The organism is Paraburkholderia sp. CI3 (assembly GCF_050436505.1).
In the GTDB taxonomy this organism is placed as follows: Bacteria; Pseudomonadota; Gammaproteobacteria; order Burkholderiales; family Burkholderiaceae; genus Paraburkholderia; species Paraburkholderia tuberum.
Window position 1 is genome coordinate 94,150 of the sequence record NZ_JBNDMI010000004.1, and the last position, 19,736, is coordinate 113,885.

Consider the following 19,736-nt stretch of genomic DNA (forward strand, 5'->3'; position numbering starts at 1 on the left):
GTGGATTCAAGCTACAAAAGCTACAAAACTGGAGACGCAATGAAACTGAAATGGGTAGCTGCGGCCGCGGTGGCCGTCCTTGGAAGTCCGGCCTATGCGCAGTCGTCGGTGACGCTGTACGGCGTCGTGGATTCCGGTCTGCTATATCAAAGTACCTCGGCGGCCTCGTTCAGCCCGACGGCGAAGAATCTGGGGAAGGTCTATCGCTACAAGGACGGCGGGATCTACGCGAGCATCTGGGGCATGAAGGGGACCGAGGATATCGGCGGCGGCTATCACGTGAACTTCAAGCTGCAGGGGTCGTTCGACAGCGGCACCGGCAAGTTCGGCCTGGCGGATACGCCGGGCGCGGTGGCGCAGTTCAACCAGTTCGCGACGCTCGGCGTGTCGGGACCGTTCGGTACGGTGAACTTCGGTCGCCAGATCGTGCCGATGGCCTACGCGATGGCCGATACCGACGTGCGGGCGGGCCAGTATTTCGGCAGCATCCTGACGGCATGGCTGGGCATGAACCAGGCCGCAGGCTGGTCCGGCACCAGCACCAACGGACCGATCGGCGCGCTGTACGACAGCAATGCGATCGTCTACGAGTCGCCGACATTCGCCGGCGTGTCCGCAGCGCTCGAATATGCGCCCGGCGGTGTGGCAGGCAGCTTCCAGGGCGGCACGCGCGAGTCCGCCGTGCTCAAATACTCGAACTATGGCCTCAATCTGAGAGCCGTCTACTACAACGGTCACGACACCAATCCCGGACCGACGACGGTGCCCACCGGACTCGCCAACAACCGCCTCTACTACCTCGGGGCGCTGTACACCTATCACGCCTTCTCCATTTCCGCGTCATATACCAACGGCAGGAATCCGGCGCACGCGAATCTGGTCAACCTCGACCTGTATTCGGCCGGCCTCGGCTATCAGTTCTCACCGGCATTCAAGCTCACCAGTGGCGTGTACTACCTGAAGGACAGGAACAGCTCGGCGAACAAATCGCTCGAGGTCGCCGGAGGCGCCGAATACAGTCTGTCCAAGGCCACTTTGCTCTATGGCCAGGTGGGCTGGGTGAACAACCACGGAGATATGACGCAGACGATTACGTACGGCCAGCCCGTCGCGCCTGGCCTCGGGACGACGGCGGTCATGCTCGGGATGCGCCACTACTTCTAGGGATCCTCCGTATTGGGCTCGAAATGAAGGCCTCTGGCCGGTGAAGCGTGCCGGCTCGCCACGCGGTAGCAGAACAGCGATTCCAACGGGGATCCCACAAGACTCAGGAAGATTGGAGAAAGCAATGAAGGTAATCAGGGCACTCAAACTGGCGGTCGGCGCACTGATCGTGACGACATGGATCAATGCATGGTCCCAGCCTGGCGAATCGGGCAGTGCGCCAGCGTCAACCGTCATGGCGTCGCCGGGCAGCGGCGCTTCGGCGAGTTCCAGACAGGCTGATCGCGCGCTCGGCAGGAAGGTACGCGCTGCGCTCATGAAGGACAAGGAGATCAGTGCTTCAAACATCAGTGTCCGTGCGAGAGGTGGCGCGGTGACACTGTTTGGCACGGTGCCCGATGCAGCGCAGATCGACAGGGCGGCCGGGGTTGCCGAAACCGTGCCGGGCGTGACAACCGTGAAAAACAATCTGACACTCAAACGCGTATTCGGCCAGTAAGTGGTCCTCGTCAGTAAGTCCGGACCGCTGCCAGGCTTGCACCGGCGACACCGCTCTGCCTACGACGTCAGTCTGCCGGCGCATCTGGTTGGCGGACGGCGCAAATGGATCGATTGCGCAGATGAGCCCGGTTTCGTCGAAGGGGTGACGGCATTCGTCGGGAGGCAAAACACCCAACGTCGACCGAGCGTGCCGCACCGTTCTTCAGCTTTAGCGAATAGACGAACCGACAGAAAAGTGCTGCTGTCGGTAACGCCCTACCTTGAACGGATCTCGGCAGCACAGAGGTCGCGCTGATGTGTGGCAATCTGCCATGTGTTTCCCCACGGATCTCTTACCATCGCTCGCCTGTCGCCGTATGGCATGTCGGTCGGAACTTCGAGTGAGATCGCATTCGCCGCAATCGCTCGCTGGTAGGTCGAATCGGCGTCCTCGACGTAGACATACAGAAATGCCGGCATCGGATCGCGAAGGCCGTCTCCGCCGCTAACCATCACGACGGAATCGCCGATCATGATTTCGGCAGGCCGCCCGTGACGGAATTCGCCCTGTGCCTGAAACACCATCTTGATGAATGTGATCAGGTTTTCCGGATCCCGTACGACGATTCGGGGCGTGACGGTATGCCATCCATCGGGCTGAAATTTAGCCATGTTGGGCAGCCTCGGAAGAGATTCGCAAGGGCATTGTCCTCCGAGCGCCGGATGTCCGCAAAGGGGGCGAACTCGGCCGAAATTTTTCGCTCGTCGCCACGGCGCAGCATCATTTCACATCGCCGAGCGCATCGAGCATCATTGACCAGATACAAACGTCCGCCGGTTGCCCGAATCGTTGCAGCCCGCGCTCTCAAGTCTCGCGATCGATTTCGCGCGGCCTGCAAGCGTCATTACTGGCCGGTTGCGCTCTTCACCGCGCATTGCCCGACGATACTCTCGCCGTCACTGAATTTGAACGTGACGGGAACCGTCGAACCGACCGTCAGCGGCTTCTTTTCCTTCTCGAACATCACGTGATAGCCGCCCGGCGCGAATGCGAGTGTCCCGTTGGCCGGGACGGTCACCTTGTCGACCATGACCATCTTCGACGTGCTCCCGGTAGTCTGCGTCTGATGCAGCATGGACATCCCGAACGCATCGGTGCTAACACCTTCGAGATCGACGGGCTTGTCTCCCATGTTCATCAGCTTGAAGTAGCCGCCGGACGGCACGTCGCCCGGCATCGAGCGGATCCAGCAGTCGGACACCATCATGGCGCCCGACGAAGCGGCGAAAGCGGTTAGCGAAGCAGCCGCGAGCGGCAGCGCGATAGCCAGGCGGAAGAAGGGGTGGTGCATGGCATAACCTCCTGTTCTACGTTAAGGAAAATGTGATGGGTTGGCGGGACGTACGTCGCGGCACCCGGGCGCCGCTCGATCGTCATATCGGTCGCATGTCTACATGGTCGCTCCGCTATCCGCCCGTCGGCGACGTATGGCCCAGCACCGCAGCCAGCGCAAGTACGGCGAGCATGACGATCGCTTCAACAGAGAGAACGCCGTCGAAGCGGCGTTGCGCGGCAGGGTAATCCGGATCGTTCCGCTCGGCAAGCACGAGCAGATCGGGCAGAATCGCCATCCGGTTCCAGCCGCCGAGCAATGTCACCAGGACCACGCATGCAAGCTTTGCGGCGAGCAACCGGCCCCAGTGTGTGCGCAGCAGCGGCGCGCTGGCCTGCGCCGTGTCCTGAACGGCGTTGTAGAAACCGGTGACGAGAACAAACACGAGCGCAGCCGTGGCCAGATGAGACAGCGCCGAGCAGAACGCAGCCCTCCGGCCGGGCGGACGGCCTGGTTCGCGTTCGAGCCGGCGCAGCAGGATCGCGGCGACGATGACACTGCCGGCCCAAAGCGCAGTCGCGGAAAGGTGGACGACGTGAATCGCCTCACGCCACGAGAAGTCGCCGGAGTCGGCCGCATGGCTCGCGGTTGCCTTGCCCGCGACCCACAGGACGAACCCCGCAGCAAAGAGCGCTGAGCCGCGCTCTTTCTTGAGGCCACTCAACGCCGCGAGCAGCGCGCCGGCAACGCCGATCGACCACGCCTTACCGAAGTGGGACTGCGTCAGTACTGGGGCGATAGCCGAACCAGCTTCACCGAGCGGCGAACCGCTCATGATTGCGGCCTGAAGCCAGAGGTACGCCAGGGCGGTGAGAGCGAGTGCGACTGACGCGACGGTCCGCCAGACTCGCGTCGTGTCTTGCCCAGGCAATCCGCTACGCGCGCCCAGGACGCCGCATGCAAGAGCGCCGGTAGCGACGGCAAACAGAATGTCCTGCATCGCGGCCAGTGCAATCTGGGCGACGACGAGCGGATCCACCGTTACTTCACCGTGAACGTGTAATGCCCCTGGGTGCGATGGCCGTCGTTGGCAACGGCGACCCACGAGACGGTATAGGCGCCCGGCACGAGGGGATTTAGCCCTACCGACATGTGCTTCCTGTTCGACGGGTCAACCGCAGCTTTGCCGCTCGTCACGGACTTGCCTCGCGAGTCGGTGACGGCGATCGAGCTGAATGCGGGCTCCAGACCATCGTCGAAGTCGATCGCCACGTCCTTCTGCGAGGTCGTGACGGTCGCACCGGCCCCCGGCGCCTCCTGGGTCGGGTAGGCGTGCGCCTGCGCGAGATTGCAGCCGGCGATCATCAGCGCGGCGATGGCCGCGCGTGCAATCGTGTGCAGTTTCATGAGAGGACTCCTTACACGTTAGAACAGCGGCTTGCCGAGTGTTTTCGGCGCAATATCGTCGAAGAAAAGATGGGCCTGTACCAGGATGCCCACATGCGAACCGCTCGCGCTGTTGATTGGTATCTGGGCTTCGACACCGAACTGGCCATAGCGGTTGATCCAGATGAACCCTGGATTGATTGTGCCAGTGGTTTGGCCCTGACTTCTCGATAGCGGAAACTCGACGATGGGAACAATGTTCGAGAGCGGCTGCGGCAAGCCGAAATCATGCACCTGCTGCTGCAGATAGGGCAGGCTGTACTGGACCGTGAAACCGTAGTCGAAAGAATTGGGCTGACCGGCCCCGGTGGTCAACGAAGGCCCAGCTTCGGCGGTAATGGCAACGGGTCGGAGATAGGCCAGTGAGTCAGGCAGATCGCCCATACCCTTGCCCACGTAGATCGTCGGCGAGATGGTCGAAAAGCTGTTCGCAATCGCGTGGCTGCCGGTTCCACCCAATTCCGCATGCACCCCGACTGAAGTCATGAATTCGTGCGGGGCGTTCACATACAGCAGATACTTCAGGCCGACTCCAAAGTTATCGAACCCGTGCGCAGTCGGATTGTTCTGCATCACGTAAGCGCCGTCGACGGACAGGGCAAGCCTTGACGTGATCAGCTTGTCGTATTCGAAGCTGAACGTATTGATGCTTTGATCGCCGTTGTCTCCAGGAACACGCAGATGCCCGTATTCGAAGTTAGCTTCATCGCCGACGCCTGGATCATCGACAGCCAACGTTGACGGAAAGACGCGGTCGCCCGCGATGGCATGGGCAGCGGCTGGCGATGAGGCGAGCAGGAGCGCAGTTGCGGCGAACGAGATCGATGCCGTGGCGAAGAAGGGTTTCCCATGGCGCGAGGTATTGGCATTCATGTTTCATCCATTGATTGAGGTCGTCATCGCGCCGCCGCGTGTCTGTGAAGGGACACGACGACGCCTGGCGATGCGTTCGTGCACGGCATCGCCACCAGGGCTCAATTCAGGATGAAACGGGGGGCGCGCGCGGCTGGGCGGATGCCAGCGGTTCGACGCGACGGATGCTCTCGAACCGCGTCGCAACGCGATGCTGGATGGCCCAGACCGTGACCGCAAATTCAGGCCGGACGCTCGGCAGTACGGGCATGTGCGCAATCAGGTTGCAGTAGCCGCAAGCATGCCAGTGAGCAGCCAGCGAGTGGGAGGTGTCCTCGTTGCCCGGCGGATTGCCTGGAGTCGAATGTGCGGAGCAGAGCGAGGCTGAAGGAAGCCCAGCCTCGTTGCGGTCAGCCAGTGCCTGCGAAACCGTCGGCGCGAGCGTTGCCATCAGGATTGCCAGCAATCCCAGATAGGAGCCCAATTTCCGGCAGAAACAGCTCAGCATAAGGCCGACGATTCGATATTGGTCTGGTGAAGGTGAATGCGGCGCATTATGCCATGTGTTACTTGCAGGCATCGACCTATGACAGCTTGCCGCGTTGCCAGAAGTCTCAAGTCGGCCATATACGGACCTTCGGCCCCAAAGTGCAAATTGGTGACAATCGATTCGGCGCGATAGTATTCGCACAAGAAGTAAGCCTCGCGAATCCTTTGACCGGAAGCCGTTCCCCATGAACATCGCCTTTTCCGATACAACCGAGTCCGACGCCGACACACTGGTCGCCATTCGTATCGCCGCGATGCGTGAGAGTCTGGAGCGCATCGGTCGTTTCGACCCGCAGCGTGCCCGCGAGCGCTTCCTCGCGTCATTCGACCCTGCGCGGTGTCGATTCATAGAGGTCGATGGCGTTCGGTCGGGCTTTATCCTCATCCGCCCACAGGCAGACTACTGGCTACTGGACCACCTTTACATTCTGCCGGCGCACCAAGGGAAAGGAATCGGCGCAGCCGTCTTGCGGGACGTCTTCGCGAACGCCGACGCGCAACGCATGCCAATCCGCCTCGGTGCTCTACGCGGCCGTGATTCAAACCGCTTCTACCAGCGGTACGGATTTGTACAGACTGACGAAGGAGAATGGGATATCTACTATGTGCGTCAGCCAATCGAAACACAGGAAGAAAGCTAGGCTGCATTGATATTCATAGGGCGCGGCCCATCGCTGGAGTCGGCGACAGAAGTTCGAGCGTCCAGACGCCTAACCATGTACTGCCGAGTTCGGGCAGTAGCGGTCAGTCGGCACGATCGCCCAAATTGCCGACACCTGGACCAGGACTACATGTGACTTCGAGTAGACATCGAAGAGCGGGCGTTTGTGTGATTTCGAACAGAGCAGTCATGCCATAGCACGTAGTGTCGCGTTTTTAGAAAGCCGTACGGTGGAGTTTCGAAAGCATCACTTTGGAGATATGCATTGCTGATAAGGCGGACTCGCCTCGGTGATCGGGTCGATCGTGCTTGCAGCCAAGGTCCGGGAGAAGAACTATGAAAGCAGGCCGGCTTTTGGTGTCCTCGATTACAGGCGTTGCCTGCGCAAAGCTGGTGAGCGCGGCCACCGCCGTTGCCAGCAACCATCTCTTTGCAAGGGCCTATGGCCCCCAGCAATTCGGCCAGTTGCAGCTCGCGCTGGCACTCGCATTTGCGTTCAGCAGCCTTGGCCTCGCGTTCAGCGACGAATCCGTAGCGCCGATGCTCGGCAAGTAAAGTATAGCCGCCTGCGCCACTTCGTCTGTTACATGACCTTCCGCTTGCGCTTCGTTTCGACGCTCGGTGTCATGCTTGCATTCGCCGTCGGAGTCTGGGTCGGTATTGATCGGGCCGATGCGTATTTCACGCTGGCAGTCAGCGCTGTCCTCATCGTCGAGCCTGCGACACCGTCGTGTAGAGATCGTGGAACTTGTGGCCGATGGCGGCGTGCAGCCGGTTCCACGCCTGCCAGAACGTGACGGAGGTGTCCGGCTTGCGGTGCAGCAGACAAGTCGCCCGCACGAGGTGGTCCGAAACGCCGCTCGCGCGGTCCATGGCGCCGAGCTTCTGGTCCAGCACGCCAGCGAAGGCAAGCAGATTGTTACGCTGGTTCTGCAGGGCAACGCGCGTCGCACCGATGCGCGATGGATCCTCCGGTTCGCGCCGATGAAGTTCCTCGACGATGAAGTCGACATTTCTTATCGCTTCTGTGGGGCAGCGCACGAAATACATCGCGGCCCTATACATTTCCCTAAACTTTTTCCGTCACAATCGTACGTAAAAGCAAACGAGAGAAAGGGCAACGGCACCTTCGCTTTTTCTGGTTATTTATCGAGATGAAATATGCAATGATCGCCGCGGAATCAGCGGAGCAGGTCTGAACCCCGCGCGAGCAGACGTTCCGGCAACCCTGCGGCGGGCTCAAGGACCTGTTCAGCGCAGAGCTGGTCGGTTACGCGATGAGCGAGCGTATGACCAGGCATCTGGTGATGCAGGCGGTGTTTCGGGCGGTCGCGTCGCACCGACCGCCGGCCGGTCTGATTCACCACACAGACCGCGGCAGCCAATATTGCGCGCATGCTTACCAGAATCTTGTCGGCCAGTTCGGCATGCAAGCCTCAATGAGCAGACGAGGAAACTGCTTTGACAACGCATCGATCGAATAATGTTGGGGCACGCTGAAGAGCGAGTTGGCCTATCGTCGGCGGTTCGCCAGTCGGCAGCAGGCGCAGCAAGAGATCACGGAATACATCGAGATTCTTTATGACCGGCAGCGGACACAAGCGCAGCTTGACTATCTGTCTCCCGCGGTTTTCACGCAGCGTTTCTACTTGAACAAGATCGCTGCTAAACCCGTTGGCGTCCACGGATTCCGACCGGCCTCATTAACTCTCATGCCATGAATCCACGCCATAACGCTACTACTGCGCCGCAACTCACCCGTCCTGCGCACGCGGCATACATCGACGGTTTGCGTGCGGTCGCAGTGTTGTCGGTCATCGTTTATCACCTGTACGCGCAGTGGTTACCCGGCGGGCTTGCAGGGGTCGACATCTTTTTCGTGGTTTCCGGGTTTGTTGTCAGCGCATCCGTTGGAAACCTCGAATCGATGCAGTTTTCGCGCTTCGTGTTCTATTTCTATTCGCGTCGAGTGCAGCGGATCGTGCCAGCGCTCGTGGTGTGCCTGCTGGTGACCGGCTTGTTTTCAGCACTGTTCATTCCAAACGCGTGGCTGAGCGATACCAACAAATACACCGGCTTCTTTGCTTTCTTTGGATTGAGCAATGTGGTGCTCGCGTTCATCGGTGATGACTATTTTTCGCCACGCGCCGAATTCAACCCGTACCTGCATACCTGGTCGCTTGGGGTAGAAGAGCAGTTTTATCTGATCTTTCCGTTGCTTTTCTTCATGTGGGTGAGCAAACGTCCGAGAAAGACGCTTTGCGTTGTTCTGTTCGCCGGCGGGCTCGCTCTGTCCGTGTTGAGCGCATGGTGGCTTTCGAGGCGAAATGAGGGGCTAAACTTTTACCTGATTCCAGGGCGTTTCTGGGAATTGGCATCCGGTATCCTGCTATACCAGTTCCTCGCGCTCGCGAAGCGCCCGCTCGGCGTGATCGACCGCAATGGGACGCTGGGTTCGATGGCGTTGCTCGTTGGTTCGCTGGTGCTGCTTGCGGCCGGTTTCAAGGTCTTGCGCCCGGAGCAGCTTCCTTTTCCGGGAGCGCTGCTGCCGGTTGCCGGCACGCTTGGCGTACTGTACGCGCTGCACGGAAGAGCGCCGCGGGATTGGCTGCACAGGCTGCTCATTTCACCAGCGGTGACTTTCGTCGGCAAGATCTCATATTCGCTTTATCTCTGGCACTGGCCTGTGATCGTGCTGCTGCGGTGGACGACGGGGATCGATGCGCCTGTCTGGCGCGTGCTTGCGGCCGTACTGAGCTTCGCGCTGGCAACAGCGTCCTGGTACTACGTCGAGAATCCCGTGCGGCGCTCGGCGGTCCTGAAAGGCATGCGGCGTCCCGCTGTCGTAGGTGCGGGCGTAGCTACGTTGACGTGCGGAGCGCTGTTGTGGGTCGGCATTCAGGCAGCCCAACTGAAACTGAATCTGTCGCTGAGCGTGGTGTCACAACGTGCCGACGACTGGTATCCGAGCCGCCCCCTTGAGCCCAGCAATGACGGATGTCTGGACACGTGGAATAGGACGAAGCTCAACGGGGGGCCCGTATGGACATATTCACGTGCGGGATGTTCGCTTCCGGCGACCTATCGCGGGCGCCTGTACGTGATCGGCGATTCGCACGCGATGGCCTACAACAGGATGTTGCGCGAATTCGCCCGGGATACTGGCGTGAAGGTCTTCGCGTACAACAATGGAGGCTGTCCGTTCATTGCTTTGCTGCCGCGCAAACAAGATGAGGTGGCGAGCTGTGCGCCGGGGACGGATGCGGCAATCGCTCAAATCGAGGCGCAGGTCAGGCCCGGTGACGTGGTCTTCCTGCCTTCGCTGCGGCTGCCACGTTTCTCCGACGAGTGGGCCCGCTTCGACGACTCGAGCGCCTGGGGCTACATGTTTGGTCCAGAGGCCGTGCAAAGCCGGGTAGACGGCGTGCGAGAGGCCATTCCAATCTTGCAGAAACTGGCAGCCAAAGGGGCGAAGGTCATCCTGGAGGGGCCGACACCCGAGTTTCGGAGCCAGCCGTTCCGATGTTCGGACTGGTTCAATCGCGACAATCCCATCTGTTCCGGCGGCGACCGCATCGCCCGTGCGGATCTGGAAGCCTTGCGGGCGCCGGTGCTCGAATCCTATGCGCACATCGTGCAGGCGGTCCCCGAAGTTAGCGTATGGGACCCGTTGCCACCACTGTGCCCAGATTCGGTCTGCTCAACGCACACCGCCGACGGCCGGCCGCTCGTCTTCGATGGCGATCACCTCAGCGGCTATGCGAACAGGCTTCTGTTGCCAAGCTTTAAGCAGCTCGTCAGCAAGCTTATGGAAGCGGGGTCCGCGAGCTGATGCGGGGAAGAGTTCCGGCGATGGCTGGCGAGGTAGTTAGTCCGAAGATCGAGTACCGGCTGTGCGAGCTTGGGTACTGTCAGGTTGACGGAGGGGGCGACGAATACAATGGGGCATGCAGAAAGGTTCCCTCTCCGTTCTGCCGTCGGCCGATGCACCGGTTTCGTTCAAGGGCTATGGAGTGCCGTTACAACCTATTGGGACTCTCCCTTTTTAGCAAGATCGGTTCGTGGTTCATGTGTCTGTTGCCAGGTTCCCCGCCATGGCGGGCATTGGGCCTCAGATTCGCAGCCCGCGTTGTGCAGTGATTTATACCGGCAACGCCCTTGGCAAGGGGAACCGAGGCTGCGGTGAACCGGTTCAACCTCACCGGTTGCGAGGTATTTCTGGAAAGTGAAAATCCGGCCAGCGTGAGCGTCCGTTTCGGATCAAGATAACAGGCCGTTGCGGGTCGCGTGCTGCCGATCGCAGCTCGTGTGAAGTTCAGGCAGCGTATGCTCATTGCATGAGACTGCAACCGGCCACTTTGAGCCATTCGACATAACGATGTAGATCGTCGACAAAGCTTGTCTTCGCCACCAAAGGTCAGGTGATTGCCGAGCACGACCGGCGCATTAAGCGCAGTCACGACCCTGGCGAAACCATTTACGACTGGCGTCACTGCCTGGCAGTTCTGCAGCGCAAACCTAGAGCGCTTCGCAATGGCGCACCCTTCGCCGCGTTTCCAGCCAGTTCCGCAAGTTGCAGGTGTTTTTGAAGTGTCCCGGCGGGGACCGCGAGATGGTCGAGATTCTGGCGCCGGTCCTGCTGAACGACAAACAGATGGTGCTCGCAGCCGTCGAGCCGGCGTTCGAAGCCGGCGCCCCAAACAAGCAAACGGTGCTGAACATCCTGAGTAGGCTGATCGACAGCCCGCCTGTGCCGCCGCTGCAGACGCCGCAGGCCTTCCAAACTGAAGGTTGAGCCTCGGCCAACGCGTGCCGCTACGGCCGTTTGAGGGGCCGGAAGGACACCTCACGCCGATTGATGAATGCAAGGTCGCTTCGAAGGCTCCGCATTTTCCGACGTCGCCCATTTTCGGTTACTTGAAAAGGCTTTTCAGGTTTCCGCAAAGCAAGTCAAGCTGCTGTGAATGCCGCGACTTCGCTTGTCAAGGCGTCGATCGCGCTGCGTATGCGTTGGGGCAGATGGGGCGTTGCCGGCCAGATCAAAGAGATGTTCGACACGATGGCGCCTGCGGCTGGGAGCACTTCCACGAGTTCACCGGCCCGAAGCCGGTCACGTACTAGCCAGTGCGCCAGCCAGGCCAAGCCAAAACCCGCTGCAGCAGCATCAGAGATTGCTTCGATATCGTTGAGGTTAAGCTTTGCCGGCGGTGTGACGTAACAGGGCGAACCGCCCGTCCGTAGAAACGACCACGACTGAACCCGCCCACGCCGACCATAAGCGATCGCTTGATGAGCGGCAAGATCGGCGAGCGTTTCCGGTGTGCCATTTTCCTCGAGGTAGCGAGGTGACGCGCACACCAGCATGCGTTCTGTAGCAATCTCGCGGGTGATCAGGCCGGCGCTTTGTCCTGGAGGTCCATTGCGCACGCAGAGATCGAATCCGTCGTCGACAAGATCGACCAGCCGGTCGCTGAAATGCATATCCAGTTCGAGTTTCGGATGCGTCGCGGAGAGTCGCAAGAGGATCGGCGCGACACATCGGCGGCCGAACAGCACGGGCATCGATACACGCAATCTGCCGCGAATCTCGGTACGACCGGAGTCCATGAGATCCTGCCCGGCACGTAACTCGACGAGCGCGCGCTGGCAATACTCGTAAAACGATTGACCGTCTTCAGTGAGACTTTGCGCACGGGTGGTCCGATGAAAGAGCCGCCCGCCGACGCGCTCTTCAAGGCGCGAGACCGCCTTCCCCACAGCGGAGCGTGACAGATTCAGCCGACGCGCGGCATCGGAAAAACTGCCGGCTTCCACCACGGCGACAAAAGCGGGAATGTCATTGAATTCCTCGGTCACGATCATCCTCTTTGTATCGTTTTGAGCGCCAATATCGAGAAAATATATCCGCACTGTAGACTAAAAATCGACGATACGATAAGTGATCGACTCAGATCAGCGAGTTCAAACGTCACTTTGGAGAATCGACATGATCGATCGCCGGCATTTTCTGGGAGTCACGCTCGGCTCCTTTCTCGTTGCCAGGATGGCCGAGTCCAAGCCGGTCCCTGCATCAACACGGTTAAGCGAACTCGGCTCGGAGAATCAGACGCTCGTCGAGCGCACGGGTCTTTGGGACGTGACCGAGACGGTGTGGAGTTCGCCGTCGGCACCGCCTGAGACAACGACCGGACTGGTCGCCGAGCGTCGCTTGATTGGCTCGATGCTGCAGGAGTTCCTATATCCCGCCAACGATCGCGCGGCGATCCTGCGGATTGATTATCTCAGTTTCAATCGGGTTGAAGGCCGGTGGGATTATGTATCGATGGATACTCGCGCCGCAGTCGGCATCATGCCGGCATGGAGCTTCGCGCGAGGCGATGCGGACAATATCACCCTCACGTTCGAGCCATTCGCCTTGCCTGGCAACAGCGAAGCAGTCTCTGGCCAGATGTTGCGAATGGACGAGGTCATCAGCCATCAGGGACTTGACCGGGACAGGAAAGACCAGCATTTCATCATGGCGGACGGAACCGGGATGGCATGGCTCGCGCATCAGTATTCGTACACGCGTCGGGAGCGGCAATAGGTTGCTCGCCGGGTGGTCGGGTTCCGCCGATCGCCGACAGGCAGGGGGCGGCCACTTTCGGCCGTTCACCGGGGCGCCGCCAGGACACTCGATTGGCTGTTTCACCCGGAAGCCGGGCCTCCGGGATGGCGACGGGGCACGACGAACATCGGATCCCCACCAGTCACGGTGTTCCCAACCGCGATAGCGCGACTTTCACCTTCCAGGATTGAAACGAACTCTTTAGCCTACGTAGCGATGCCCAAACATCGGGCATCGCCTTCCGTGTCCGGTCCTTTATGCCTTCGCAGAAGGGCGGTCCGACATCTTGTCGTACCAGGTCTGCAGGGCATCGAATTCGGCGGGAATGCTCATCTTCATGGCGCCCGCCGCAAAATCGACGGTAGCCAGCGTTGTGATGTCAGCGGCGGAAAACTCGTCGCCTGCCACGAAAGGAACCGTCTTTAGACGCTCGTTGAAGTCGGCGAAGAAGTTGGCTACGCGCAGCTTGCTGCGCTCGACGATCTCAGGAATCTGTTCATAAGCATGCGGGCCCGACAATGCACGCCCCTTCAATCCGGCGACCGCGTTTCGCACGCCTTCCATCACGGCCGCAAATCCGTCGAGTTCGGCGCGCCGCTCCCACATCGCGATCAGCGCCTTCTCTCGCGGCGCCGTGCCTAGCAATGCGGCCTTCGTGGGATACGCGTCCTCGATGTAGCGCCAGATTGCAGGGACTTCGCCAATCGCCGTGCCGTCTTCGAGTACAAGCGTCGGAACCTGTCGGCGAGGATTGATTGCGACGTACGCATCGGAGAATTGCTCTTTCGTACCAAGGTCCACAGCTTTCGTCGGAATCTCAATGCCTTTCTCGGCAAGAAAAATGCGGACTCGACGAGCGTTGGGAGAAGCCTTGGATTCGTAAAGCGTGAGATCGGTATTCATGTAGTGGTCCAGTTTGATGAGAAGAGTTGACTCGCCCGCAAAGCAGTCGCTACGCAGGCGAGCATGTCAGGTCGCTTTAGCCTGCCGTCTTGCCGCCGTCGACCGTCAGGATCTGACCGGTGACGAACGCGGCGCCGTCGGCAGCGAGATAGAGCACCGCTGCGGCGATGTCGTCGGGCTTGCCGATGCGCGCGAGCGGCACCGTGGCGGCGAGCGCTGCCTTGTTTTCGGCCGTGCTGGTAAAGCGGTCGAGCATTCCCGTGTCGGTTGGCCCCGGCGCGACTGCGTTGACGCGAACACCCGTCGATGCAACTTCAAGCGCGGCCGATTTCGTGATGCCTTCGACGGCATGCTTGCTGCCTGCATAGACCGATGCGAACGCAGCGCCTTCGTGACCGTAAGTCGACGAGATGTTGACGATGCTGCCGGCCTTTTGCGCGGTCATCACGCGCAGTTCGTGCTTGAGACTCAGCAGCGTTCCGAGGACGTTGGTGTCGAACGTGTCGGCATAACTGTCGGCGGTCTGCTCGACGACGGGCCCAGGCCGACCTTCGGTGCCGGCGTTGTTGACGGCCACGTCCAGCCGGCCGTAGCGGGCGACGGTTTGATCCACGAGGTTGCGGACTTCGTCGTCGCGGCGCACGTCCGCCTGTACGAAGTGTGCTTCGGCGCCAACTACGCGAAGCTCTGCTTCAAGCGCTGCGCCTTCCGCAGCGCGTCGACCGGATACGACGAGCCGCGCACCTGAACGGGCGAACGCAAAAGCGGTTGCGCGGCCGATGCCCGCAAGGGCGCCAGTGATGAGAACGACGGGTTGGTTCATTTGAGGCTCCTGTCAGTGGGTTTCACGACACGTCGGTCGTATCGCGCTGCTCGGTAAGCATGACGGAGCTAACTTTAGGCGTCTCTTGCGGCCGTGAAAAAGACTTTCCAGGCTGGAGGGCATGCCTGGTAGGCATGTTGTACGGATCAGGGCGCCGAACGTCTTTCAGCACATCGGGCATATTGCGGGGAACACCTTGCGCACGCACTCGTGCGTACTTTCGAAGCGGGCAACCGTTCGCTCAGACAGCTTGCCCATCACGGATTACTACAAGAGGTCCCGAACCTTCCCGAGCTTGCTGCCGTCAGCACGCACGCTACGGCTATCGCGATGCGCAATTCGTGACGGCATCGCTCAGGCCTGCGTGGGACGCCGTAATCGCGAACGCGAGGCTGCCCATGAAGAGAAGCGCGTACCCGATGCCAGCCACGAGGACGGAGATGACCAGCAGCGGCAGCGAATGAATGCGCGCGGCGAGTGCGAGCAACAGCATCGATACGGCTGCCGCGCCACCGCCGGCACGAATTGGTCCGTGACAACGCGGGCGTTTGAAAAGAAGGTTGGTCATGCCCCAGACAATCGCGAAGATCGTCGTGTTGCTCGCGTGCCAGGCGCGCACGCCAGGCGTCGCTCATCGCGGGCGCGGCGCTCGTCCACAACGTCTGAACGATCGCACGCGCCGCGATTCAGAACGGCGCGCGGCTGCGAGCACCTCAGAGCTTCGATCCGCCGTCGACGCGCAAGGTGTCGCCCGTTACCCAGCGCGCGTCGTCGGAGGCGAGGAACACGGCGGCGCCCGCGATATCGTCAGGCTGCGCGACGCGTTTGAGCGCCTGCATGCCCAGCGTGAAATCGCGGCCCGCGTCCGTTTTCGCGAAGTTCGACATGTCTGTTTCGACGACGCCCGGCGCGATCGCGTTGACACGAATGCCACGTTCGCCGAGTGCGGACGCAAAGTGGCGCACGAGCGTGTCGACAGCGCCTTTGGTCGCTGCATATGCCGACAGATTGTTCATGGAGGCGCGCGCCGCGAGCGACGACAGCAACACGACGCTGCTGCCGTCGCCCAGCACGGGCAGCAACTGCTGCACGAGGAAGAACGGCGCGCGCACATTGACGGCGAACAGGTTGTCGAAATCCTCGACGGTCGTTTCTTCGATCGGGGCGGCCTCCGAGATGCCCGCGTTCGCGACGAGAATGTCGAGCCGTTCGCCCGTCAGCGAGCGCACGCGCTTCGCGAGTTCATGTGGCCCGTGCGCGTCGCGCAGATCGGCGGCGACCTTGTCGGCCTGTCCGCCTGCCGCGCGAATCGCCGCGACGACCGAGTCGGCGGCCTGCTCGGCGCTGCTGTAGTGGACCAGCACGCGCGCGCCTGCTTTGGCGAGCGCGATCGCCGTGGCGCGGCCGATGCCGCGGGATGCGCCCGTCACGAGGCCGGTTTTGCCTGTCAGGTTGGTCATGATGAAATTCCGTTCGATGTCGTGTGAGAGGGCGTTACGCCTGCGGCGCGTCCGCTTCCGAGAGGAACTGATCGACGTGCGCGGCGAAGCGCTCCGGGTACTGGTACAGCGAGCCGTGATTGGCGTCCGGATAGAGGATCAGCTGCGCGTTGGGGATGTGCTGCTGCAAGTGCCACGAGTTGATCGAGTAGATGATCACGTCGTTGTCGCCGTTGACGACGAGCGTCGGCTGCTTTAGCGCGTCCAGATAGTCGTACGGGTTCTCGCGCGGCGCGCCCCACTTCGCGAGCGCGGCGAGTTGCGCGGGCGCGACCTTGTCGCTGGCTTCGGGATCGCGGTTGTCGGCGCGCAGACGGAACCGTCCGACAAAGCCACGACCTGCCGCCTGGCTCGCTTCCGAATGCGAAAAGTGCACGCGCAGCCACAGGTCGTCGGGATTCGCATACGAGGCGCCGAATATCTCCTGTGCTTCCGGTGTGAGCGTCGCCATGCCTTCGCCGCTGCGTGGGCCCGTGCCGACGAGAATGACGCGGCGCACGAGCAGAGGCTTCGCGATCGCGAGTTCCTGCGCGATCAGTCCGCCCATCGAAAAGCCGAGCACGTCGACCTGCTTCAGTCCGAGCGCTTCGATGAACGCGCCGGCATTGGCGGCCATCTCTTCGATCGACTCCGGCACCGTGCCCGAGCTGCTCGAAATGCCGGCGTTGTTGAACAGGATCACTTCGCGGTTTTGCGCGAGACCGTCGGTGACGGCGGGATCCCAATGATCCATCGTGCCCGTGAAGTGGATGTTCATCACGAGCGGCACGGCACCGGGATTGCCGAAGCGGCGATACGCGAAACGGATGCCGTTGGCCTCGACGAACTGGGTCGGCGCGGTCTGGTGAGTATGGCGGGTCATGGCAGTTGTCCTTTCAGAACCGGTTGAAGTCGATGCGGCACGGTATAGCTGAAACGTATGGGTTGCGTCGGGCTTGCTGCGGGGGGCTGGCCCGTCTGCGCTTCTTATCGCGCCGTATTGACAGGTAATGTAGGCGCGTCGAACCACGAAGAAAAAGACTTTATAGGCTGTGTGGCATGCCTGAAAGGCATGACACGGGGGCTGGCTCACGACGCCGTGCGGCCGCCGTTCACGCGCAGCACTTCGCCCGTCATGAAGCCGGCCGACGCCAGGTACACGATTGCTTCGGCGATTTCGTCAGGCGTGCCGGCGCGTTTGAGCGGCACGGTGTCGAGAAACGCTGTCTTGCGCTCGGACGTCTGCGTGAGCCTGTCGAGCATCGGCGTTTGCACGGGCCCCGGCGCGACCGCGTTGACGCGCACGCCGGATGCAGCGGCTTCGAGCGCGGCCGACTTCGTCAGCCCTTCGACGGCGTGCTTGCTCGCGACGTACAGCGACGCGCCCGCCGCGCCGCGCGCGCCCATCGTCGAGGACACGTTGACGATGCTGCCGCCGCGTTGCGCCGACATCGCGCGCAGCTCGTGCTTCATCGCGAGCAAGGTGCCGAGCACGTTCGCGTCGAACACGGCTGCATAGCGCGCGGTCGTCTGTTCGACGACGGGCGCGGATTCGCCTTCCGTGCCGGCCGCGTTCACCGCGATATCGAGCCTGCCGAAGCGCGCGACCGTGCGCTCGACGAGCGCCTGCACGTCGTCTTCGACGCGCACGTCGGCTTCAATGAACTCCGCCTGAGCACCGAGCGAGCGGAGCGTATCGGCGAGCGCCTGACCTTCGTCTGCTCGCCGGCCTGAGATCACGACGCGTGCTTTCGAGCGCGCGAAGGCGAGCGCGGTCGCGCGGCCAATGCCGCTCAATGCGCCCGTGACGAGCACCACTGTCTGTTCGTTCATGTCGGTTCCTTATGCGTGTTCTTCGATCGAATCGACACGGTCGGTGTAGAACGCGAGGCGATCACGGATCGGCTCGACGGCGGGATAGGGCGACTCGTAAGTCCAGATCGCATTGACGGCGCGCTCGCCGCCCGACGGGATCGAGAAGTACGCGGCATCGCCCTTGTACGGGCAGTACGTCGAATGGCCGGTGCGTTCGAGCAGCGTCATGTCGACATCTTTTCTCGGGATATAGAGCACGCGCGGATAGTGCGCTTCACGCAGCGTCAGCGCGTCGCGCGTGTCGGCGACCGTGTGGCCGGCGACCTTGACCACGACGTGCGAAGGATTGCGCTCGATCGTGATCGGATGATCGGGGCCGGGAATCTTGACGGTTTTCGCTGTGTTGGAGGCGTTACTGGTCGACATGCCGTGACTCCTTGAATCAGGTGGTTTCGTCTGTCGACGCTTCGGCGGCAGCGTCGCTGCGGGCTGCGTCGTACGCGGAAAAGTCGGTGTAGGCGCGTTCGTCGCCGCCCCAGAACGCGTCGCGCTGATACGGCGTGAGCGGCAAATTGCGGCGCAGGCGCTCGGGCAAATCAGGGTTCGACGAGAACCAGCGGCCGAACGCGACGAGATCCGCATCGCCGCGTTGCAGGATCTGTTCGGCGCCTGCGCGATCGAAACCACCGACGGCGATAATCGGCCCGTCGAACACATTCCGCAGGAACGACGACGCGACGGCGGGCGCCTGGCCTTCGTCGAGCGTCTCCGTGCCCATCACGCGTGGCTCGATCACGTGCAGATACGCGAGGCCATATCCGTTCAGACGCGCGGCGAAATGGCCGAAGGTCGCTTCGGGATCGCTGTCGGAAATCGCGCCCCAGCGGCCGCTCGGCGAGACACGCACACCCACGCGATCCGCGCCCCACACGGACGCGAACGCGTCCACCAGTTCCAGCGAAAAACGCGCGCGCTTTTCGATCGTGCCGCCATAGGCGTCGGTGCGTTTGTTCGTGCCGTCCTGCAGGAACGTGTCGGCGAGATAGCCGTTCGCGTTGTGCAACTCGACGCCGTCGAAACCCGCGGCTTTCGCGCGTTCCGCCGCGCGACGAAACGACTCGACGATGGCCGGAATTTCGTCGATCTCCAGCGCACGGTGCGGCGAGTTTGGCACCCAGCCGTTCCGCGTGAACACGGTGGTTTCGTACGGGACGACAGAGGGCGCAACGGGCGCATTGCCCCGGCTCAGATCGACGTGCGACTGACGGCCGTCGTGTGCGATCTGCATGAAGATATGCGCGCCTTTCGCGTGAACGGCGTCGGTGATGTTTTTCCACGCTTCGACGTGCTGGTCCATGTAAATGCCCGGCGCGCCGACATAGCCACGGCTGTCGTATGAAGGATGCGCGCTCTCGGTAATCAGCAGACCGCCTTGCGACGCGCGCTGCCGGTAGTACTCGACCATCATCGCGCTCGGGCTGTCGTCGGAGTCGGAACGCAGGCGCGTCATCGGTGCGTGTACGACGCGATGTGACAGTTGCAGTCGTCCTACTGTGGTGGACGAGAACAGTTTGAAGTTTGTATCAGTCATTCCGGATGCCTTATCGATTGAAATGGATCGGGT

General features: G+C 61.4%; 22 protein-coding genes and 2 pseudogenes. 8 read left to right on the top strand and 16 right to left on the bottom strand.

Annotated features, from left to right (window positions below):
* The first annotated feature begins 39 nt into the window (after window positions 1-39).
* Together OKW29_RS21950 and OKW29_RS21955 are read left to right on the top strand one after the other, a co-directional pair.
* Window positions 40-1,164, top strand: coding sequence for a porin (locus tag OKW29_RS21950; protein WP_429292608.1), 1,125 nt, complete (start codon window positions 40-42; stop codon window positions 1,162-1,164).
* A 124-nt stretch (window positions 1,165-1,288) separates the two neighbouring features.
* Window positions 1,289-1,663: a BON domain-containing protein gene (locus OKW29_RS21955; protein WP_429292609.1), complete on the top strand. Its 375-nt coding sequence runs from the start codon at window positions 1,289-1,291 to the stop codon at window positions 1,661-1,663.
* A 257-nt stretch (window positions 1,664-1,920) separates the two neighbouring features.
* On the opposite strand, the gene OKW29_RS21960 is transcribed toward OKW29_RS21955, so the two are convergent.
* The 6 genes from OKW29_RS21960 to OKW29_RS21985 form a co-directional block, all read right to left on the bottom strand.
* Window positions 1,921-2,316 (bottom strand): VOC family protein, encoded by a 396-nt coding sequence (locus OKW29_RS21960; RefSeq protein ID WP_187629190.1) that lies wholly within the window; start codon window positions 2,314-2,316, stop codon window positions 1,921-1,923.
* A 233-nt stretch (window positions 2,317-2,549) separates the two neighbouring features.
* Complete coding sequence (locus tag OKW29_RS21965; protein WP_244145121.1) at window positions 2,550-2,996, bottom strand: copper chaperone PCu(A)C; 447 nt, start codon at window positions 2,994-2,996, stop codon at window positions 2,550-2,552.
* A gap of 115 nt (window positions 2,997-3,111) precedes the next feature.
* Complete coding sequence (locus OKW29_RS21970; protein WP_429292610.1) at window positions 3,112-4,017, bottom strand: copper resistance D family protein; 906 nt, start codon at window positions 4,015-4,017, stop codon at window positions 3,112-3,114.
* Between the two features lie 2 nt (window positions 4,018-4,019).
* Complete coding sequence (locus OKW29_RS21975; RefSeq protein WP_120294174.1) at window positions 4,020-4,385, bottom strand: copper resistance CopC family protein; 366 nt, start codon at window positions 4,383-4,385, stop codon at window positions 4,020-4,022.
* An 18-nt stretch (window positions 4,386-4,403) separates the two neighbouring features.
* Window positions 4,404-5,297, bottom strand: a complete 894-nt coding sequence (locus OKW29_RS21980) for a hypothetical protein (protein ID WP_429292611.1) — start codon at window positions 5,295-5,297, stop codon at window positions 4,404-4,406.
* A gap of 106 nt (window positions 5,298-5,403) precedes the next feature.
* Window positions 5,404-5,784, bottom strand: coding sequence for a DUF2946 domain-containing protein (locus tag OKW29_RS21985; RefSeq protein ID WP_187629148.1), 381 nt, complete (start codon window positions 5,782-5,784; stop codon window positions 5,404-5,406).
* A gap of 226 nt (window positions 5,785-6,010) precedes the next feature.
* On the opposite strand from OKW29_RS21985, the gene OKW29_RS21990 reads away from it, so the two are divergent.
* Both OKW29_RS21990 and OKW29_RS21995 read left to right on the top strand, forming a co-directional pair.
* A complete protein-coding gene (locus OKW29_RS21990) occupies window positions 6,011-6,466 on the top strand; it encodes a GNAT family N-acetyltransferase (protein WP_429292612.1) in 456 nt (151 codons plus the stop codon).
* A 356-nt stretch (window positions 6,467-6,822) separates the two neighbouring features.
* Window positions 6,823-7,041, top strand: a complete 219-nt coding sequence (locus tag OKW29_RS21995) for a hypothetical protein (RefSeq protein WP_429292613.1) — start codon at window positions 6,823-6,825, stop codon at window positions 7,039-7,041.
* Window positions 7,042-7,191: 150 nt separating this feature from the next.
* Here the strand turns inward: OKW29_RS21995 and OKW29_RS22000 are convergent, their stop codons facing one another.
* Complete coding sequence (locus OKW29_RS22000) at window positions 7,192-7,536, bottom strand: hypothetical protein (protein ID WP_429292614.1); 345 nt, start codon at window positions 7,534-7,536, stop codon at window positions 7,192-7,194.
* A 185-nt stretch (window positions 7,537-7,721) separates the two neighbouring features.
* On the opposite strand from OKW29_RS22000, the pseudogene OKW29_RS22005 reads away from it, so the two are divergent.
* From OKW29_RS22005 to OKW29_RS22015, 3 genes and pseudogenes are all read left to right on the top strand, one after another.
* Window positions 7,722-8,207, top strand: a pseudogene (locus OKW29_RS22005) (DDE-type integrase/transposase/recombinase); the annotation flags it as partial.
* Complete coding sequence (locus tag OKW29_RS22010; protein ID WP_429292615.1) at window positions 8,204-10,318, top strand: acyltransferase family protein; 2,115 nt, start codon at window positions 8,204-8,206, stop codon at window positions 10,316-10,318. The pseudogene OKW29_RS22005 and the gene OKW29_RS22010, both read left to right, overlap by 4 nt.
* A gap of 562 nt (window positions 10,319-10,880) precedes the next feature.
* A pseudogene (locus OKW29_RS22015) lies at window positions 10,881-11,281 on the top strand (IS21 family transposase); the annotation flags it as partial.
* Between the two features lie 155 nt (window positions 11,282-11,436).
* On the opposite strand, the gene OKW29_RS22020 reads toward OKW29_RS22015, so the two are convergent.
* Window positions 11,437-12,348, bottom strand: a complete 912-nt coding sequence (locus tag OKW29_RS22020; protein ID WP_429292616.1) for a LysR substrate-binding domain-containing protein — start codon at window positions 12,346-12,348, stop codon at window positions 11,437-11,439.
* Window positions 12,349-12,472: 124 nt separating this feature from the next.
* On the opposite strand from OKW29_RS22020, the gene OKW29_RS22025 reads away from it, so the two are divergent.
* Window positions 12,473-13,072 carry a hypothetical protein gene (locus OKW29_RS22025; protein ID WP_429292617.1) on the top strand — a complete coding sequence of 200 codons (600 nt, stop codon included), beginning with the start codon at window positions 12,473-12,475 and terminating at the stop codon, window positions 13,070-13,072.
* Window positions 13,073-13,348: 276 nt separating this feature from the next.
* On the opposite strand, the gene OKW29_RS22030 is transcribed toward OKW29_RS22025, so the two are convergent.
* The 8 genes from OKW29_RS22030 to OKW29_RS22065 form a co-directional block, all read right to left on the bottom strand.
* Window positions 13,349-13,996, bottom strand: a complete 648-nt coding sequence (locus tag OKW29_RS22030; RefSeq protein WP_429292618.1) for a glutathione S-transferase — start codon at window positions 13,994-13,996, stop codon at window positions 13,349-13,351.
* A gap of 76 nt (window positions 13,997-14,072) precedes the next feature.
* Window positions 14,073-14,819, bottom strand: a complete 747-nt coding sequence (locus tag OKW29_RS22035) for an SDR family NAD(P)-dependent oxidoreductase (protein ID WP_429292619.1) — start codon at window positions 14,817-14,819, stop codon at window positions 14,073-14,075.
* Window positions 14,820-15,141: 322 nt separating this feature from the next.
* Window positions 15,142-15,438, bottom strand: a complete 297-nt coding sequence (locus OKW29_RS22040) for a hypothetical protein (protein WP_429292620.1) — start codon at window positions 15,436-15,438, stop codon at window positions 15,142-15,144.
* Between the two features lie 94 nt (window positions 15,439-15,532).
* The gene (locus OKW29_RS22045) at window positions 15,533-16,279 is read right to left on the bottom strand and encodes an SDR family NAD(P)-dependent oxidoreductase (RefSeq protein ID WP_429292621.1); all 747 of its coding nucleotides are present in this window, start codon (window positions 16,277-16,279) and stop codon (window positions 15,533-15,535) included.
* Window positions 16,280-16,313: 34 nt separating this feature from the next.
* A complete protein-coding gene (locus OKW29_RS22050) occupies window positions 16,314-17,180 on the bottom strand; it encodes an alpha/beta fold hydrolase (protein WP_184070360.1) in 867 nt (288 codons plus the stop codon).
* Window positions 17,181-17,386: 206 nt separating this feature from the next.
* Window positions 17,387-18,130, bottom strand: a complete 744-nt coding sequence (locus OKW29_RS22055) for an SDR family NAD(P)-dependent oxidoreductase (RefSeq protein WP_184070362.1) — start codon at window positions 18,128-18,130, stop codon at window positions 17,387-17,389.
* Window positions 18,131-18,139: 9 nt separating this feature from the next.
* Entirely contained in the window at window positions 18,140-18,538 is a 399-nt protein-coding gene (locus OKW29_RS22060) for a DUF427 domain-containing protein (RefSeq protein ID WP_429292622.1), read from the bottom strand.
* Between the two features lie 16 nt (window positions 18,539-18,554).
* A complete protein-coding gene (locus OKW29_RS22065) occupies window positions 18,555-19,703 on the bottom strand; it encodes an alkene reductase (protein ID WP_429292623.1) in 1,149 nt (382 codons plus the stop codon).
* Between the last annotated feature and the right edge of the window lie 33 nt (window positions 19,704-19,736).

Excerpts from the sequence above, each read along its gene's own strand:
- OKW29_RS22050 (WP_184070360.1), bottom strand. The coding sequence starts at position 17,180 with ATGACCCGCCATACTCACCAGACCGCGCCGACCCAGTTCGTCGAGGCC.
- OKW29_RS22035 (WP_429292619.1), bottom strand. The coding sequence starts at position 14,819 with ATGAACCAACCCGTCGTTCTCATCACTGGCGCCCTTGCGGGCATCGGC.
- OKW29_RS21950 (WP_429292608.1), top strand. The coding sequence starts at position 40 with ATGAAACTGAAATGGGTAGCTGCGGCCGCGGTGGCCGTCCTTGGAAGT.
- OKW29_RS22060 (WP_429292622.1), bottom strand. The coding sequence starts at position 18,538 with ATGTCGACCAGTAACGCCTCCAACACAGCGAAAACCGTCAAGATTCCC.
- OKW29_RS22045 (WP_429292621.1), bottom strand. The coding sequence starts at position 16,279 with ATGACCAACCTGACAGGCAAAACCGGCCTCGTGACGGGCGCATCCCGC.
- OKW29_RS21965 (WP_244145121.1), bottom strand. The coding sequence starts at position 2,996 with ATGCACCACCCCTTCTTCCGCCTGGCTATCGCGCTGCCGCTCGCGGCT.
- OKW29_RS21990 (WP_429292612.1), top strand. The coding sequence starts at position 6,011 with ATGAACATCGCCTTTTCCGATACAACCGAGTCCGACGCCGACACACTG.
- OKW29_RS22000 (WP_429292614.1), bottom strand. The coding sequence starts at position 7,536 with ATGTATTTCGTGCGCTGCCCCACAGAAGCGATAAGAAATGTCGACTTC.
- OKW29_RS22030 (WP_429292618.1), bottom strand. The coding sequence starts at position 13,996 with ATGAATACCGATCTCACGCTTTACGAATCCAAGGCTTCTCCCAACGCT.
- OKW29_RS21955 (WP_429292609.1), top strand. The coding sequence starts at position 1,289 with ATGAAGGTAATCAGGGCACTCAAACTGGCGGTCGGCGCACTGATCGTG.
- OKW29_RS22065 (WP_429292623.1), bottom strand. The coding sequence starts at position 19,703 with ATGACTGATACAAACTTCAAACTGTTCTCGTCCACCACAGTAGGACGA.
- OKW29_RS21985 (WP_187629148.1), bottom strand. The coding sequence starts at position 5,784 with ATGCTGAGCTGTTTCTGCCGGAAATTGGGCTCCTATCTGGGATTGCTG.
- OKW29_RS22055 (WP_184070362.1), bottom strand. The coding sequence starts at position 18,130 with ATGAACGAACAGACAGTGGTGCTCGTCACGGGCGCATTGAGCGGCATT.
- OKW29_RS22025 (WP_429292617.1), top strand. The coding sequence starts at position 12,473 with ATGATCGATCGCCGGCATTTTCTGGGAGTCACGCTCGGCTCCTTTCTC.
- OKW29_RS22020 (WP_429292616.1), bottom strand. The coding sequence starts at position 12,348 with ATGATCGTGACCGAGGAATTCAATGACATTCCCGCTTTTGTCGCCGTG.
- OKW29_RS21975 (WP_120294174.1), bottom strand. The coding sequence starts at position 4,385 with ATGAAACTGCACACGATTGCACGCGCGGCCATCGCCGCGCTGATGATC.
- OKW29_RS22010 (WP_429292615.1), top strand. The coding sequence starts at position 8,204 with ATGAATCCACGCCATAACGCTACTACTGCGCCGCAACTCACCCGTCCT.
- OKW29_RS21980 (WP_429292611.1), bottom strand. The coding sequence starts at position 5,297 with ATGAATGCCAATACCTCGCGCCATGGGAAACCCTTCTTCGCCACGGCA.
- OKW29_RS21960 (WP_187629190.1), bottom strand. The coding sequence starts at position 2,316 with ATGGCTAAATTTCAGCCCGATGGATGGCATACCGTCACGCCCCGAATC.
- OKW29_RS21995 (WP_429292613.1), top strand. The coding sequence starts at position 6,823 with ATGAAAGCAGGCCGGCTTTTGGTGTCCTCGATTACAGGCGTTGCCTGC.